Origin of the sequence: Agaribacterium sp. ZY112, assembly GCF_041346925.1 — a bacterium.
In the GTDB taxonomy this organism is placed as follows: Bacteria; Pseudomonadota; Gammaproteobacteria; order Pseudomonadales; family Cellvibrionaceae; genus Agaribacterium.
Genome location: NZ_CP166840.1, coordinates 2,617,979 through 2,635,295 on the forward strand (window position 1 = coordinate 2,617,979; position 17,317 = coordinate 2,635,295).

The following is a 17,317-nucleotide window of genomic DNA, read 5'->3' on the forward strand; positions in this document are numbered from 1 at the left end:
TTTGAGGCTTGTTAGTCAATAGTAAAGCAGTTCCTAATTCGAAACTGGGCGCTAGGTGCGCTCTGCTTGGCAGCTCCAGCACGTTTCAAATGCCGGATCATTATCTTCTTTGCATTGAATACAAACCCAAGATTCGCCTTGTTGCTCACCAACGAGTGTCTCTATGGCGGCTTTGCCTTTATTAAAGTCGGAATCAGCAACCCAAAGCTCGGGCCAGGTCTCCAAGGGAGAAAGCTCACCCATGCCACCCGATGAATACTCGTTACGAAGTACCGACTCTATTCCTTTCTCACACAAATAATTACGGGTATTTTCCACAATTATTTTGTTTTCGTGTGTGTAAATTAACTTCATTTATTATGCACCTATTACACGGAGAGAGAGGCGAGTGCTTAGTTGTGAGACTTCTTCTGAAACTGTGGTTTTCATCAGGCCGTAAACTCAGGTTGACTGTTGGAAAGTCTTATCTTTCAAGGTCTTTGACTCCTTGATTTTAATACATTTGCATGAGGCCTCAAATCAATTTTACTCGAATCGGAGGCAGAAACACTTTTAGTTAAACCTTGCCTCGAGGTTATTGTCTTTAAAAGTGTCCCTGACCCCGTTTAACACTGCTTAGTACTTAGGACTAAAACTCTTTGCTGATTTTAAAATGGTATGAATCTGTTGACCAGATGCGATATTTTCCATTCGCGAAGGTGCCTGTTGTGCGCGATTCGGTTGAAACCATTTCAGGCGACGCGATATGCCAGTTGTTGTACCAAAAATCTTCACCCTGTCCCATGGAAACGTTGAATGAGTCACCATTGATAGATAAGACGCCATTGAAGGCAAAGTGAAGCTTCTTCGGAACGTTGTTTCCACCACGGCTGTGAAACATCTTTGTGGTATCGCTATTCACTGTATCGTTGTACCACTGAGCTGGCTCTTTGTTATTTTTTCTTCCTGCGCCGACATCAATAGTGAGCTTTGAGCCGTTGTTGCCGCTTGTAGTCTCAACACCTCCCCAGGGTTGCCCAGCCGTGATCGAATACTGATTGCCATAAACAAATTCGATCGATTCGATGCCATCCTTACCCTCGAAAATAATATCGTTGTTATGCTCCTTGGTCGATGGAATCTCTAGCTTACCTTTCTTATTTCTTAATATCGATTCGCCCAAACCCTCGGAATCGCCAGTAAATCTACCAACAACAGGGCCGTTCTTCGTCTTCATTATCTTCAGCTCTATTACGCCTTCTTCAAATTCAGCTGCCTTCAAATCAAACCAACATTCTCCTTCTAGATTTTCTGGCACATCATTGAATGCACCAATCATTTCCGATGTGTCTGCATCAAAATCATCGCCGAAACCATCGGCACTCAAACGCAAAGTCGGCAAAGTGACATCGTCATAAACGAAAACGCAGCCCAAGCCGTAAAACAAGAAACCGCCCATGGCAAGAAGGCCTTCAGCAGGGTACTCGCCTACAAAATCCTTGTTTTCATTCTTGGTTGTGTTTACTTCTGTCTTTTCATCTTTTGTTAGTTCTGCTGTTGTCATCTCAATATCCATATACAGTGATTTTGACTACTCATAAGGCTTTTCGTCTTCCGCCCCGCTTTAAACTGTGCGGATCAGTTAGTGATGTTAGGATTTCTAAGCTTGTTATACTTTTTCTACCAGTTGCTTAGATATCTACGAATTGAAACAAGCTAGGCTCAACCCAGTATTTTCTAACCACAGGTGTAATTAGTGAGGTCGAGGTGGTGATGGCTTTTGCCACTTTGGTTTTTGCATTGAAAATATTTGTACCCATACGTTTCCGTACTGCCATGTTTTTGGACTTTACATTTGACATCATTTTTAGAAAAACCCACATGAGACGGTACTAGGCCGCCAGCATTTGGTGCAGTACAAAGCAGGTGAAGGTCGACTTCCTCTTTGGGGCCGAGCTTAAATTGATAACCATTTTTCGTATTATCGTTGGGGAACGTTTCACTAGGACCACTAACAAAAAAAGTGTACTGCCCACACTTAGATTCACCTCCTGTGCAGTTGGGTGCTGAGCAATAATAATTTGAAGGGCCTGTGCATTTTATTGTATATGTACCAATGTTTTGGTCACTGGCATAGACAAGGCTTGACAGCGACACCAGAAGAAAAGCGACCATCGGCAATGCAGTAGTCATACTTCTATAAATTGTATTAGCTAACATATTAATCTCCTTATAAATATAATTTCACAATAGTAATTACTGGGCATTAATGAGGTTAGAGAAAGTTTTAAACAAGCAAATGATGCAAACAAGGTAACTAAATGACCTCTAATCTCATTTTTGTTGCCCCAGTTTTCGTAAGAACCCGCACAGCGGCTTGGCAACCTGGCACTTAATTACGCAGGGTTTTTAGTGACAGACTGGCAGGTCCGTTGCTGCCACTTAATACTGATGCCGAATTCATATACTAACCGCGACACTTTTAAAAATTAAGAAGGTGAGTTGTAAAATAAGCCTTATCCCATTCCGGTAAGAAGGGTAGGTAATGGCTTATATACAACTCACTTATGAAGAAAGAGTAACGCTTTCAGCCCTAAAGCTGCAATCTCTCGATAAGAGGGGTTGCAGGGGTTCTTGGTCGCCACACTCGACTCTATATCCTGAACTCACACGCAGTCGCTGCTTTATTATCGACGGGGTATATCGGCCCTCTAAGGCGCAGTGACGAACAAGAGCAAGAAGGCGTCGCTCGAGGAAAAATCGACATTACTCCAGCGCCTATATGATGCTTGTTCGTAAGCTTTTAAAGATAGGGGGGATTAGCCACGAGACTATTTACCGCTATATTTGGCAAGATAAAGCTCAGGGTGGTGACTTATGAACCCACCTTAGGTAAGTGTCAAAAAATAAACAATAGAGACACACAAGACGTAATCTTGCTGAATGTCTGCGTGAAAATCCACAAGAGCAACACAGTCCATTTATCCAGCCGGTAGAAACCTTGGTGGGCAAATTGATATTCGGATGTAAGGGAGGCATCGATACTTAGACGGCTTACTTCGGGCCAGAGGTCGCGTGTTAACTTAGCTACTGAAAGAGCGAATGACTGCTAAGTGATGCTACTAACAATAAAACAGTCCTAACAGCACACCCTCAACCGAGATAAGCTCTTAAGCGACAGACGACTTGTTACAGCTAACGATAGAAATTTGCAGCGAGTCAGTATCATTGATGCCATTGATTTGGCTGGCCTACGGACTTGCTTTTTTGCTGCAGTAGCACCTCGATTTGCGATCGCTTGGTCCTTTCAGCAACACCAAGCGACTATTCCATCCCCAGATCTTAATACAGTGCTGATCAATTAAGGTTTCGAAGAAAGGGCGCTTCACACTGAGTATCTTTTCTTGATGACAACACCACAAAACCAATGTTTTAGTGTTGGAAAAAAACACAACTAAGGTAGCAAATACCGTCACTTGCTTAGGGGATGATAAGGGCTGATTTGCTGCTGTCTGAGTATTAAACACATCACGAACCTAAGCGATTAAACCTGAACAAACCCAGCTCCTAAGCGCGATACAAGCGGAACCAGTGCTCATGTTTCAGCAAAACCCTAACAAGAAAGGTACAACTGTTAAAAGGTATTAAGACTTTTTGTTATTACGTTGGAATAATGCGCGGCTTAAGAATCTAAACAACATCAATAGAGGAAGGGCTTTGTGCGCAAAGGTTTAAACGCTCTAGCATTTGGCGCCATATTAATCAGTGGTTGTGGCGGCGGCAGTAATGGTGAGAGCTTACTTGCAGCGCCTTCTCCTGCGGACACTGTTAGCCCCATAGTTACGCCAAGCCCTACACCAAGTACTGCACCAAGTGCTACGCCGAGCCCTACACCAGAACCAACTTTAGTACCGGTTGCTCCCGCTGACGGTGCGCTGCTTAGCTACGATACAGGCTTTACGGTAATGCATGTGCGCAACGCTGACTATGAAGGCCAGAGTGTGATTGTGGCGGCAAGCTACGAAGGCACAGTTATAGCGATGAACTATGACGGCGAAGTGCTGTGGTCGAACCCACTTTCCGGATATATGGTCAGAGATTTGTGGGCGGGAGACCTCGATAACGACGGTATCGATGAGATACTTGCCGCGCTGTCCGACGGCAGTATCCACGCCTTGCAACTGGTCAGCGGTGACGCCTTTTGGCAGGCCCCGTTTAAAGTCAATGATGTACCGATGAATGCGGTCACCACTGTTCGTAGCGACAATGGTACCTATGTCGCTGCCGGTGGATTCGATAAAAACATGTATTACCTCTCCGCTACAGGTGAGCTACTAAATACGATCGAATCTTCTACCTATAGTACGCTGGAACCCTGGGGTAATGACCGCTTTTTCCTAGGTCGTGAAATAGGCAAGGCGCACACAGCGAATTTTTTACGCCCCATCCCTCAAGCTGACGGAACAGATCACCTGTTAATGTTAGGCACGCAGAATCACATGCAATCTGCCGGTGAGTTATTTGAATTTGACACCATGGCGTTAAGCCCCTTGGCTATTTATGACGTGCCTTTTCACCGTCCGATTGGCCACATGAATGTGGTCGATAGCAACAAGGATGGCCGCTATAGAGTGTTATTGGGCTCATCTGAGCTGTCTAATCAGCGTGGCATAGCGGTGAACCTTGGCGACGGCGGCTCTCAATACCATGATTTAAAAGGTATAGGACGAACAGGCTATCGTGTAACACAAGCTGAAACAATTCCCGACGGCAATAGCTATCTGCACCTATTTCTTGCTGGCACCCATATTGTTTTACTTCCCGCCAACTTTGACGAAAGCAACAAAGAAACGATTGCCGGTAACTATGCCTATAACGATATGTGGCGCGATCGCATCAGCGGACGTATTTTATTAGCTAGCGCCCAAAGTGGCGGCAGTGCTATCCACATTCTGAACACTGAACATGCCGGCTGGAAAACCGCATTTAGCGAGCTAGAGCCTCCGGGTAAAATTCAAACCATGAAGCAGAACTTTGCCTCTGCCCGCCAGCAACTAACAAACTTCACTAAACCACAGCATGAACGCGCCCCAGATCCTGTGTATTTAACCGCAGCGGACTCCAACCACGAAGTGGCTCAGCGTCTTTTAAATGCAGGCCATAGCAGCCCTGTATTTATGTCAAGCGAACGCACTGGCGTCCGATGGAACCAAGTCGAAGACCCTAGCTGGCAATCCGACCCACTTACCGGCATTGCAAATGAAGCTTATCGCAATAGAGAAGATACCCGTATGGATTACTCTTTAACTCGCGAACAAGCTATTGAGTCTTACACTGGCGACTTAAACAACAACGACAATGGCGGAGTTGTCTACTGGGCAGGCCACGGTAATGATCCATATTATTATGCACCAGAAACTCATATGGCCATTATCGACAACACCTTTGCTCAAAATAAAGGCACCGTCATGATCTGGCCCGAAATGGCAGGCCACGACGACGATTTTCCCTATGTTTTGGATCACCTGATTTATCCGGTAGCCATGCACGCTCAAACGCGTAAAGGGAAGATCGTATTGCGCAGTAAAGATGTTTTCTTTGCCAGTACGCCGTACCTACACGACTGGGAAAGATTACTGTCAGGAGAGTTTAAAAACGTGTTTGTATCGAGCATGGAAGAAACCACAGACAAAACTCAAGATATAAGTTTAGCGGGGCGTCTGGGTCTATGGTCCAGCGGTGTAATGGACGATTGGGGCATGCGTTGCTCGAGGGATAACCCAAGCTTCGATCGCTCGCGCCAGCACTCTTACCAGCGCATACTTAATCACTTCTTACGTACCACGGTATACAGCCTGGCTTATGGTGCTAGTTACACCCAAAACACCTATACCGATGCCGATACCATGAGTTTTGTATGGGAACTAGTCGCCAGTGGCGCCCTGTATGTGCCAAGACGAGAGGAAATTGTATCGTTCAACCCTGTGCATATCAGTATTACAGAGCCCGATGAACGCTACATCACCGACGCTAGCAGCAATAAAGTCACCACCTACTTTGATGCAGAAGACCAGGCCAACAACCCAATGGTATTCGGCCGTATGAATGCCACATGGATGGGCGCAGCCCCAACCGAATGGGATTATTCAAGTTATGCCTCTGGCGTAAAAGAGCGCCGCCAGGAGTTTATTCCTCCGTTCGAGCAAGGTATGGTACTTCTTACCCCCGTACAGCGCGGTAAACATAAAGCCGTATCAACATACCGAAAAAACATAACAAACTATTTACACCCCTTGTATAGCAGCATTCTGACAGAACATATCAGTAATGGCCGTGATTATATTGATCACAGCAGCGATACAACCTATGCCGCCAACAGCGATTATTACAAAGAAGTCGCCAGCGACATTGAGGCAGGGGCCAAACAAATCCCCATCACTGTTAGCGGTGGTGTCGGCTGGGTTGTCGCTCAAACTGACCCCACTCACCTGCGCCTTACACTGGTTGATAGTGGTTATTTAAACCCAAGTAATATGACGGCCAAGGTCCAGTTTAATACGGTCAACCCAGTATCAATAAACGACCTACTAAGCGGTGAAGAGTTTGCGATAGATAATGACGGCAATGTCGACATAAGCATCCCACTTGGCTTATTTCGTTTTATAGACATCGAGATTGATCAAACCCTATAAATACGTAAAACACACAGCCAGTCTGGCGGCTCACCGAACTGGCTGTGAATTAACAAAGTGAAATAGCAGTACTAAAGATAAAAACATGGCGGTGCACAGAAGCAAGCCTGCCAGCTGTCAACCTGCAGCCGCTTGTATAGATAATTTCCTTTATCAATCTACTTGTTAGGCATTTTTTGCCGGTTTATAGGTTAATATTGCTACGCCATTTGACGTTATCTTTTGGTTAGACAGCGTAAATGATTTTATAGCACTGTTTTCAGAAAATAATCGCCTTCCTGAGCCGGACACTACTGGATAAATTTCTAGCCTAAGCTCATCGAGAATATTGGCATATATAAGCGATTGAACTAACGTTCCACTGCCGTGTACTCCGATATTCTTCCCGTCTTGCTTTTTTAACTCATGTACTTTTTCAAAATGATCATTTTGAAAAAGTACAATATTATTCCAATCGCCCCAACTTACCTTCTCCAAAGAGTTTGAAAAAACATACTTTTTTGTACTATTGATATGATCTGAAAATGGTTGAACTTCGGATGTTGGCCAATAATCTTTCCACTCTTCGTAGGTGGTACGCCCAAGAAGCATTGAATCTTCGTTTTCGACTTTTGAAAAGAAGTCTTCTAAAACCTCTTTGTTTTCTCGAAGCTCTGCAATCTCTTGATGTACTGCATCAAACTGAATTACGCCATCAAGCGTCATTATTAGATGTGATATAACTTTTCTCATAAATACGAATTCGCACCATGCCTAACGTCGTGGTAAGGGGCCGCCGAAGCAACGCGCCGAAGGTGCGTTGTTGTTTGAGTGCCTTGTAGCACTTTCTATTCTACACCACCTCATGACCGCAAAATTTTATCCATAGATTTCCCTTTGGCAAGCTCATCAATCAATTTATCGAGATATCGAATATTACGCATCAGTGTATCTTCGACCTCCTCAATACGTACTCCACATACGGTCCCTTTTATAAGAGATGCATTGGGGTTAATTGCCGGCGCCTCGGCAAAGAATGTGGCTAAATCATTGTGGCCGTCAACCTGGCTTGATAGGCCATCAGAATTAAAGCCAGTAAGCCAACAAATGATTTGGATTACTTCCTCTTCCGTTCTATTCTTTCTCTTAGCTTTTTGAACATAGAGTGAATATATTTTTGAAAATTCCATTGAGAAGACTTTGTGGTCAGACATCTCTATTATCTCCTGGTGAGTGATAACTCCCGCGTCACAGACAAAATTGTAGTTGCGTTTTTTGTGCGATAGTGGCGATGTTGTGCACAGAAGTCGTGACGGAAATTTTTTATACGCTTTCTGCTATTAAAGATTTATCTGGCTCGTCATCCCAGCACATTGAACTTATAAGCCACTTACCATCATTATTGATGAGCTGGAATAGATTTACGCCATAGCGTCTTTGTGAGCCTTGCTTACCTACAAAGTCTAGTTGGTAGCTGGATTGTATTTGAGCAACGTTTCCAAAGGTTTCAATTTTTTGTGCTAATTCTGTTTCTTTAATTGAGACAATGTTGCCATTGTTTATATTAGTCTCAATCATTGAAATGTATTCAGGTACAGGCTTGATAACTGGGCTTCCGCCCTTGTTGTTTATAAATAAACCTTGATCAATAAAAGATGATTTTAATAAATTGAATTTTGGTTTTTCTCCATCTTTAAAAGATATGCCTTTATATACTGTGCTTGGAATATTTTTTAGCATGATTTTATCCTTGTGTATAACGCCTTGCTAAGGGGGGTAATTCAGTTTTCTAAATGTTGATCGGGGCGAAAACGGCAAGCTGTTAATTTCCCCTCCTCAGCAGCTTGTTATGGGAAATTTAGCTACTCAGCTCTGTATCTACCGTTTGAGTTAATATAAAGAACCGTTTCAGTCTCAACATTAATTTTATGCACACCTTTTACTTTAGAACTGAAAAAGCTGCTTGGTAATAGCTCGGTTTTCGTTTTTTCGTTAGCCCATTGATGTGTAGCTGCACCTCTTACCACTACAGCTTTGAGTCCGTCGGTGTTTTGAATTGTGCCTTTAAAGCCTGCAGGTAGTTTAATAAAGCTGCCATTAGCTGAATGAGACTTTCCCCATAGATAGGCTATTTGTACCTTGCTATTGTCAAACCACTTCACATCTTTAGCGTCAAGCCAAATTAGGTTTCGTTCATCTACATTGATTGGACGCTCTCCGTTATCAAACGCCTTTTCTGCAGATAGAACAAGATACGGCCCGCTATTAATTTCTAAGTAGATAAGGTTGTCTTGCCCATCTGCTGCTGTGATATGGCTCTCGCCAGCTGGTTGAGTCCAAAAAGAGCCAGATGGTAGCCACATTTTCTCTGCCATTGGGTCGTCGTTATGCATTAACCCTTCGATCACTACACCACGATAAGTAATATTGTGGATGTGTGGCGGTGAAGAAAATCCTTTTTTAAACTTTACCAACATTCCTGTCGCCATATCTTTGGTACGATCTCCCCATAGATCAGCTGCTCTTGGGCTTGCATCACCCCTGAGTGGGTTAAGTAAACCCCACTCGATATTTTCCATGGCTATTACTGAGTGATCATTTCCCATTGATGGCAACGCAGTAAAACTCATTGCCAATGCTAATACAGCACGCTTTAATTTATTCATTTTAGGTCCTAATTAGTTAGGGTCAGAGCCGCTTCATGAAGGTAGCCCATAGCGCCGCGTGAGTCCCTGCTGGCACTGCCGGCAGCCTGGGTAGATTGCTTTGTTATGCATTTGATTCTCAGACGACTGTATATTGACCAGGAGAAACCTTTATCGGCTCTGGAAACCCCTTGCCTAATACTTTAAAGCCATCTTCATTTAAACCTTCATTGTTCTTGAAGCCTAGATTAACTACTTTTTCAAAATGATTGTACGATTCCCAGACCACGGTATTTATATATTTTGTCGATCCATCCTTTTCTCTTTTTATCGATCTTAAAAAGGTTGATCCGATAAAGCCTTCTTGTTTACTAAAGTAGGAAACATATTCGTTTCTAATTTTTTTAGCAGTCTCTTCCATTCCTGGTGGAACAATAATCGTATTAACTACGTGAAGATGATCCATCTCATTTTTCCAAATATGCTGGTCTTACACACAAAAAGTAGACACCGTATTAAGCGCACTCTTCGTAATAATATTGTTCATACTCAACTGGGCTGACATGGTCATTAGCTGAGTGCTTCCGTACTCGATTGTAAAACATTTCTATGTATTCAAACACACTCGAATACACTTCATTTAAGTTGTTGAATGTCTTCCCAGATACTTCTTCAACCTTAAGACGTGAAAAGAAAGATTCCATCGCTGCATTATCCCAGCAGCTTCCACGTCGACTCATTCTCGGTGTGATATTGGCATCGTGCATCGCAAGGACATAGTCAGCGGAACGGTACTGTACACCTTGGTCGGAATGTAACAGCAACCCCGGCTCGCACTCACGAGTAGCCGTCGCCATATTTAAAGCGTTTGTTATCAGCCCGGTGGTCATGGTTTTATCAAGCGACCAACCGATGATCTTTCTAGAAAACAAATCCATGATTACCGCCAAGTAAACGTGGCCACCCTTAATCGGTATATAGGTGATGTCAGACACCCATTTTTCATTTGGCTTAGACGCCTCAAAATCTCTGTCGAGAAGATTCTTCGATACGTTATTAAGCGTTGATCCATCAGGGCTGTATCGGAAGTTTTTCCCGTTTCTTGCCTTCAAACCCGCTTCAGACATGAGTTTGGCCACATGGTTAACAGAGCAAGCTACGCCCTGATCATGGAGCTCTAAAGTTAAACGGGGAGCACCATACCGAGCTTTAAGCTTTGAAAAAGTATCTAAAACTGCAGCCCTAACTAATTCTCGATACTCTTCTTGAAAGCTAGGCTGACGAAGGCGCCACTTATAATAACCTGCTCGACTCACATCCAGCCAGCCGGTCATATTCTTGACGGAGAATTCCGCCCTAAGCGACTCAATAAAGGCATACCTCACCAATTTGGTTTGCTGAAGTATGCCGTCACTCTAGTGCCCCTTGTGGGTATTTTTTAGGAATTCATTCTCTTCTTCAAGGTCTTTTAGCTTACGTTTAAGCTCGCGAACCTCTTCACTTTCCGTTTTCGAGTAATCCACACCATTCACGCTGTTAAATTGTTTATCGGATAAACGCTTATATTGTCGACGCCAATTATAATAAATTTGACCAGGGTGAATACCCAACTCTCTTGCTACTTCAGCTGAGGAAGTATCCGGGCCTTCCGATCTACGTACAGCTTCGCGACGAAAATCTTCGGTGTAATGGTTGTATTTGTTCTTCGTTTTCTTAGTTATTTTTAACCTCATTAGGTGGGAATGAGGTGTCTACTTTTCGTGGGTAACTCGGACACCTAACGCCTCATTCAGAGGCAATAAAATAGCTGGTTAAAATTAGCGAGGCACGAGCAAAAACCAGCTGTTTTTGTCCTGCTGAAATGACTTGTTAGGCCATCGCGTCCAATTCAGCTTCAGTGGTATACAAACCAGCATGGGTTCCATTATCAATAGTTAGCAATGATTCGCGTAAGCTTTTATATTTATCTGCAGTGCTAAAGTCAGGAGCGGTTATATGCGTAAATAAATTGTAGGGTTTATCCTTAACGGGTGCCTCATTTAAGTAAAAACCCTCAAAATCAGGGTTGTGCACAACCGTTTTAACTCTTCCGTTAGTATTATCCGCAGCATTTCTAATGCTAACATTAATTGTCCACATCGCGTTTTTAGCACCATCCGCTCTTAACTTAGTATCAAGATCATGAACAGCTATTGCTGAAGCTTGAAACTGATCGAAAATCTTAATAAATGTTGGGATATTAGCTTTTCCACGGCAATTAATAACACAATGAGAACCTTCAAATTGGCTATCTTCAATAATATGTTGATAGGCTAAATATTCTGTATCACCTTCAACTAAAATGGAGTTATCGTAAAAGAAGAACTCATTAACCGTTGGACAACAACGGTTTAACATTTTTAAATTATCTTTTTCTTGAGGACTGAAGTGTGCTTTGTCAGTTTGGAAATAATAAATTCCCGCTGCTGTATTCGAGACTTTGATTAAAGTAGTATGATCTTGAGTCAGGTCAATAAATATAGGTGAGTGAGTAGTACATATAACCTGCCAGCCTTCTACTTCAGCTAGAGCATAAATAGCCTTTCTTGCCGCTCTAATGATGGATGGGTGAAGATTTATTTCAGGCTCATCTAAAAGTAAAACTTTTGGGGCATTGTTACCTATAACTTTAGTGCCTTTTTTAAATTTACCTTCACTACATAATGCATTTATTGCTGACCAAAGAAATGCTCTTTGTACGCCAGTTCCTTGGTGAGCTAAAGCTGCGGAGTGACCATTTGACTCAATGAAGAATTTACTTCCGTCTTTGATTGCATCTTCAGCTTTAAATTTACCTACACCAGTTTCAAATCCAACCTTTACGCCATTAAATAATTTATTAATTTCAGATTCTATTTTCCCATTTAGTTGGTTTATATCACCTGAAATCTCTGCTTCGACCTCTTTTGCTAGCTTTTCAATTTCAGCTACAATTCCAGCAACTTTACTTTTATCATCTTTTAGTTTTTTCGCCGCGTTCTTAGAAGCTAACTCTTTTACTACTTTTTCTAATGCATCATATCCATCATTAGGGTTTACTCTTATTGGAACAGGTAAACGACTCTGAAGAATTGTATTCCATCCACCAGCCCCACCTTTTTTCCAGTCGGCTGTTTGGTTACTAAAGCTATATTTAGTACCCTTATCATCAGCTTTATCCCATCTTATTTGAAATTTTGCACAATCTCCAAAGTCAGGGTCTGCGGCTAAAAACCATTCTTGTCCTAGAGCATCAATATCATCTTGTGATATGTCGGTAAAAACACCAGTAATACAAATAGGTTTAGCGTCATTTCTTCCATGAAAATGATCTATCGTTAATGCGCTTCCCATAGAAACATATGCCTCATACGCATCTAAAACAGTTGATTTGCAGCTATTATTGGGTCCAATTAACACTACTATATTGTCGATGAGAATCTTAACCTCATCATCAATTCCTTTAAAATTTTCAATTAATAGTGCTGATAATTTCATCGTAACTCTCCATGTTAATTTAGGCGGCCTAACAGTTTATTTATCGTAATAGTTATATCTGGCCATATACCTTCATATGTCCGTCCATGCCTAGATCTATACATCATTCCCTATATCTAGGCACCATTTAAGCAGTACTTGCTTCTATATCTAGCCTCAAACCCTATCAAACTCTCAAGCAGCTAAAAAGCCATTTTTTGAAGTGGGGCACAGAATCATCTTACCCAAACTGATAAGTCACCATAAGCACTAAGGCCAAGGCCTTTGATCTGGCTTTTAGCTTTTTCTGTGCTCTTTATCCGTGTTTTTGTGGGTCTACTTGTGCGTAATTACAAAAAATACGTGCTGTATTTGTAGGGTAGGGGGCTGATGCCTGTATTTGGCTTTGGGTTGTTTTAAGCATTTAGTGAATAAGCCGCTATGCTCTGTAAGCAAAAAGTCATTTGACAGACCAGTTGGTCTGTTGTGTAATGCGATCCAGACCAACTGGTCGGTATGGGCTCTACAAGTTGTCCTTACTGCCTCTGTTGGGCTTTTGTTATTTGTTCGCTGGCCACAAGCTGGCATCTTACTGGTACCGAGTGGATCGGTTTACGAGATTACGGAGAAACTCCTCATGGTTACACGCTATGCAGAGGCGCTTATACGCTTTCGCTGGTTAGTTCTTGCTCTAAGTTTTGTTGCGGTGCTTATCGCGGCAAAGGGCATGGGCAACCTAGCTTTTACCAATGACTATCGTGCATTTTTTGCCGAAGAAAACCCTCAGCTTCAGGCTTTTGAAGCCCTACAAGACACCTACGACAAAAGTGACAATGTCATGTTTGTTATTACGCCTAAAGAAGGCACGGTGTTTGATGCTAAGACCCTAGACAGCATTATTTGGCTGACAGAAGAGGCTTGGCAGACTCCTTATAGTAATCGGGTTGATTCGATTACCAACTTCCAGCACACCCGCGCCTTTGAGGATGATCTGGAAGTTGCCGATCTAATTGAAGACCCTTTTGGTTTGACGCCAGCTGAGCTACGTTACGCAGAGCGTATTGGCCAAGCTGAGCCTCAGTTAAACAGCCGCTTATTAAGTGCGGATAACAAAGTCACCGGCGTGAATGTCAATATTCAGTTACCGGGTAAAGCCTTAACAGAGGTGCCCGAAGTAGCCGCCTTTGCGCGTGAGCTACGTGATGAGCTGGTTAAGCGCGATCCTAATTTGGATGTGAAGCTTAGCGGTATTGTGATGATGAACAATGCCTTTGGTGAAAGTGCTCAGCGAGATATGGCGACCTTGATTCCACTCATGTTCTTAGTCGTGATCGTGGCACTTGCTGTTTTACTGCGCAGTATCACCGGTACGGTGGCTTCAGTATTTTTGATCTTTATGTCTATCTTATCCGCCATGGGGCTCTTTGGTTGGAGTGGTGGCCTATTAACGGGTATGACTATTTCGGCACCTACCATCATCCTAACGATGGGCGTGGCCGACTGTGTGCATCTATTGGTGACGTTTATCTGGGGTATGCGCCACGGTAAAACTAAGCACGAAGCCATGGTAGAAGCTTTGCGTATTAATATGCTGCCTATTTTCTTAACCTCTGTGACTACGGCGATTGGCTTCTTAAGTATGAACTTCAGTGAGGTTCCGCCTATTGGTGAGCTGGGTAATATTGTTGCAGCCGGTGTGATGGTGGCCTTTATTCTTAGTGTGACCTTTTTACCTGCAATGGTCATGGTATTACCGGTTCGTATTAAAGCGCTTAAAGAAGAGGAAAAAGGCTCTGAGTGGCCCGATAAACTCGCTGCTTTTGTAATCAACCGCCGCAAGCCTTTACTCGTTGGTTCTGTTGTAGTGACCTTGCTGTTTTTGGCCGCTATTCCTAAAAACCAAATTAACGATGAGTTTGTTAAGTACTTTGATACCAGTATGGATTTCCGTATTGCCACCGATTATGCATCTGAAACTTTAGTGGGGCCGTATACCATTGAGTATTCGTTAAGTGCTAAAAATCCTGGTGTGGATCAGGGCGCAATTAATGACCCAGCCTTCCTTGCCGATGTTCAAGCCTTTTCTGACTACGTAGAAAGCATTGAGTCTGTCAGCCATGTGTTTACGCTGACTGACACCATGAAGCGTTTAAACAAGAACATGCACGGCGATGATGACGCATTTTATACTCTGCCAGAAGACAGGGAACTCGCCGCGCAATATTTGCTGCTGTATGAAATGTCTTTGCCTTATGGTTTGGATTTAAACAACCAGATCGATGTGAGCAAGAACGCGACCCGTGTAACGATAACCATGGACAATATGAGTACCAACGAAGTATTGGCTATGGAGCAAGATCTTGCGGCTTGGTTACGCACCAATACGCCTGGTTTGGAGTTTCAGGCTGCCAGTACCAATTTGATGTTTGCCCACATCGGCTATCGTAATGCGCACTCGCTGGTGCTGGGTACGATCATCGCTTTGTTTGCAATCTCTATGATTCTGGTATTTGCTTTGCGCTCGTTTAAGCTGGGCCTTATTAGCCTTGTGCCCAACCTTGTGCCTGCTGGTATTGCCTTTGGTATTTGGGGTTTGATCGATGGCCAAATTGGCATGAGTGTGAGTATTGTTGCAGGTATGACTTTGGGTATTGTGGTTGATGACACTGTGCACTTTTTGAGTAAGTACTTAAGAGCGCGCAGAGAAAAAGGCCTGAATGCTGAACAAGCGATACAATATGCCTTTAGTCATGTTGGTAAAGCGTTGGTTGTGACAACCCTGATTTTGGTGGCCGGTTTTATGATATTGACCTTGTCGACCTTTAAAGTGAACTCGGATATGGGGTTATTAACCGCGATCACCATTAGTGTGGCCTTGGTTATCGACTTCTTATTATTACCACCTTTATTGATTTTGCTGGCTGGCCGCAAGCGCGCCGCCAACAGCCCAGACATTGAGCCGCTAGAAGGCCAAGCGACCGCATCTTAATTAGGAGTTAGAACATGTTAACAATGAAAAAATTAGCGCTAACGGCCGTTGCTTTAGGTTTTAACCTAGGCCTTGTGAGCCAAGCTTGGTCGGCAGCGCCAGAGATAGACCCAGCCGCCGCTGAGCGCGGCTTAGAGATCGCCAAAGAGATGGTCAAGCGTGATACGGGCTGGGGTGACAGTGAAGTGACCATGCTTATGCTATTGAAAAACAAGCATGGAGCGACAAGTGAGCGTAAAATCCGCTTAAAGAGTTTAGAAATTCACGGTGACGGCGACAAAAGTCTAAGCATTTTCGATCAGCCTCGTGACGTAAAAGGCACTGCATTTTTGTCTTTTACTCACGCTACCGTCCCGGATGAGCAGTGGTTGTACCTTCCTGCACTTAAGCGTGTGAAGCGTATTTCTTCAAGCAACAAAAGCGGCCCGTTTATGGGCAGTGAGTACGCGTTTGAAGATCTCACTTCGTTTGAGGTAGAAAAGTACGACTTTGAGTTCTTGCGTGAAGATGAAGTTGATGGCCAGAAGGTGTTTGTTGTACGCAGTTATCCGCGTTATGCCAAGTCAGGTTATACCAACTTAGAAGTGGTGGTCGATCAGGCTGAATACCGTGTGCTTAGCATCGATTTTTACGATCGTAAGTCTTCGCTCTTAAAGACACTCACAAACTATGATTATAAGCAGTATTTAGGTGAGTTTTGGCGTGCACAACGTGCGATGATGGTTAACCACCAAAACGGCAAGAGTACTGAGCTGGTTTGGGATGAATACCAATTTAAAACCGGCTTAAGTGACAAAGACTTTAATAAAAACAGTCTTAAACGAGCCAAGTAGTAGCAGTAGTAGGAAAGAAGATGGTAGAGCGTAACGCAGAGCAAACCCGTGATCGTATTCTTCAAGCAGCGTTTGAAGAAATGTACGAAAACGGCTTTCAGGGTATGAGAGTGGACGCCATTCTCAAAAAAACTGGCTTGGCAAAAGGTGCGCTTTACCATCATTTTCCGAACAAACAGAGCTTAGGGTATGCAGTGGTCGACGAAGTGTTGTTTACCCGAACCCAAGCTTTGGGTGAAATTTTAAACAGCTTTGATGACCCCATTGAAGGGCTCACCACCGCCTGCTTGGGCTTTGCTGAATCTATTTCCGATGATGAGTTAGTACTGGGCTGCCCTGTGAATAATTTGAGCCAAGAAATGGCCAGCTTAGATGAGGGCTTTCAGGAGCGTTTGAGTAATATCTATAGCCACAAATGTGAGACCATTGTCACCGCACTCGAAAGAGGCAAAACCAATGACACTGTCAGGCAAGAGGCCAATAGCGAACATGCTGCATGTTTTATTATTGCCTCCTTCCAAGGTTTGATAGGCGCGGCAAAATGCACAGGTAATAGAGACATGCTTAAGAATCTAGTGGCCGAGCTTTGTGTGTATATTCGTACTTTGCATAAATAGCTTTTTACATAAGTAGCTTTGTACATAGTTGGTTTTAGCTACACCGTTTTATCGGAGCTGTTTACCAGGTTAACTTATCTCTTTTTAT

General features: G+C 43.3%; 15 protein-coding genes. 4 read left to right on the top strand and 11 right to left on the bottom strand.

Annotated features, from left to right (window positions below; genetic code table 11):
- Positions 1–51: 51 nt before the first annotated feature.
- From AB1S55_RS11400 to AB1S55_RS11410, 3 genes are all read right to left on the bottom strand, one after another.
- Complete coding sequence (locus AB1S55_RS11400) at positions 52–354, bottom strand: DUF2007 domain-containing protein (RefSeq protein ID WP_370978306.1); 303 nt, start codon at positions 352–354, stop codon at positions 52–54.
- A gap of 274 nt (positions 355–628) precedes the next feature.
- Positions 629–1,543, bottom strand: coding sequence for a hypothetical protein (locus AB1S55_RS11405; RefSeq protein WP_370978307.1), 915 nt, complete (start codon positions 1,541–1,543; stop codon positions 629–631).
- A 173-nt stretch (positions 1,544–1,716) separates the two neighbouring features.
- On the bottom strand, positions 1,717–2,199 hold the full coding sequence (locus AB1S55_RS11410) for a hypothetical protein (protein WP_370978308.1): 483 nt from the start codon (positions 2,197–2,199) through the stop codon (positions 1,717–1,719).
- A 1,499-nt stretch (positions 2,200–3,698) separates the two neighbouring features.
- On the opposite strand from AB1S55_RS11410, the gene AB1S55_RS11415 reads away from it, so the two are divergent.
- Positions 3,699–6,671: a hypothetical protein gene (locus tag AB1S55_RS11415; RefSeq protein ID WP_370978310.1), complete on the top strand. Its 2,973-nt coding sequence runs from the start codon at positions 3,699–3,701 to the stop codon at positions 6,669–6,671.
- Positions 6,672–6,836: 165 nt separating this feature from the next.
- Here AB1S55_RS11415 and AB1S55_RS11420 read toward each other — a convergent pair whose 3' ends face one another.
- The 8 genes from AB1S55_RS11420 to AB1S55_RS11455 form a co-directional block, all read right to left on the bottom strand.
- Positions 6,837–7,403: a dihydrofolate reductase family protein gene (locus AB1S55_RS11420; protein ID WP_370978311.1), complete on the bottom strand. Its 567-nt coding sequence runs from the start codon at positions 7,401–7,403 to the stop codon at positions 6,837–6,839.
- A gap of 110 nt (positions 7,404–7,513) precedes the next feature.
- On the bottom strand, positions 7,514–7,864 hold the full coding sequence (locus AB1S55_RS11425; protein WP_370978312.1) for a DUF2200 domain-containing protein: 351 nt from the start codon (positions 7,862–7,864) through the stop codon (positions 7,514–7,516).
- Positions 7,865–7,973: 109 nt separating this feature from the next.
- Complete coding sequence (locus AB1S55_RS11430; protein ID WP_370978313.1) at positions 7,974–8,390, bottom strand: hypothetical protein; 417 nt, start codon at positions 8,388–8,390, stop codon at positions 7,974–7,976.
- Positions 8,391–8,512: 122 nt separating this feature from the next.
- Complete coding sequence (locus tag AB1S55_RS11435; RefSeq protein ID WP_370978314.1) at positions 8,513–9,316, bottom strand: DUF4437 domain-containing protein; 804 nt, start codon at positions 9,314–9,316, stop codon at positions 8,513–8,515.
- A gap of 118 nt (positions 9,317–9,434) precedes the next feature.
- A complete protein-coding gene (locus tag AB1S55_RS11440; protein WP_370978315.1) occupies positions 9,435–9,761 on the bottom strand; it encodes an antibiotic biosynthesis monooxygenase in 327 nt (108 codons plus the stop codon).
- A gap of 49 nt (positions 9,762–9,810) precedes the next feature.
- Complete coding sequence (locus tag AB1S55_RS11445; RefSeq protein ID WP_370981589.1) at positions 9,811–10,680, bottom strand: IS3 family transposase; 870 nt, start codon at positions 10,678–10,680, stop codon at positions 9,811–9,813.
- A 30-nt stretch (positions 10,681–10,710) separates the two neighbouring features.
- Complete coding sequence (locus AB1S55_RS11450) at positions 10,711–11,028, bottom strand: transposase (RefSeq protein WP_370978316.1); 318 nt, start codon at positions 11,026–11,028, stop codon at positions 10,711–10,713.
- Positions 11,029–11,164: 136 nt separating this feature from the next.
- On the bottom strand, positions 11,165–12,811 hold the full coding sequence (locus tag AB1S55_RS11455; RefSeq protein ID WP_370978317.1) for an ATP-dependent endonuclease: 1,647 nt from the start codon (positions 12,809–12,811) through the stop codon (positions 11,165–11,167).
- Between the two features lie 616 nt (positions 12,812–13,427).
- Between AB1S55_RS11455 and AB1S55_RS11460 the strand changes: the two genes are divergently transcribed.
- From AB1S55_RS11460 to AB1S55_RS11470, 3 genes are read left to right on the top strand one after another with little or no spacing between them, the layout of a single operon-like run.
- Positions 13,428–15,779 (top strand): RND family transporter, encoded by a 2,352-nt coding sequence (locus AB1S55_RS11460; protein ID WP_370978318.1) that lies wholly within the window; start codon positions 13,428–13,430, stop codon positions 15,777–15,779.
- A 14-nt stretch (positions 15,780–15,793) separates the two neighbouring features.
- The gene (locus AB1S55_RS11465; protein ID WP_370978319.1) at positions 15,794–16,612 is read left to right on the top strand and encodes an outer membrane lipoprotein-sorting protein; all 819 of its coding nucleotides are present in this window, start codon (positions 15,794–15,796) and stop codon (positions 16,610–16,612) included.
- 20 nt (positions 16,613–16,632) lie between these two features.
- Positions 16,633–17,229 carry a TetR/AcrR family transcriptional regulator gene (locus AB1S55_RS11470; protein WP_370978320.1) on the top strand — a complete coding sequence of 199 codons (597 nt, stop codon included), beginning with the start codon at positions 16,633–16,635 and terminating at the stop codon, positions 17,227–17,229.
- The last annotated feature ends 88 nt before the right edge of the window (positions 17,230–17,317 follow it).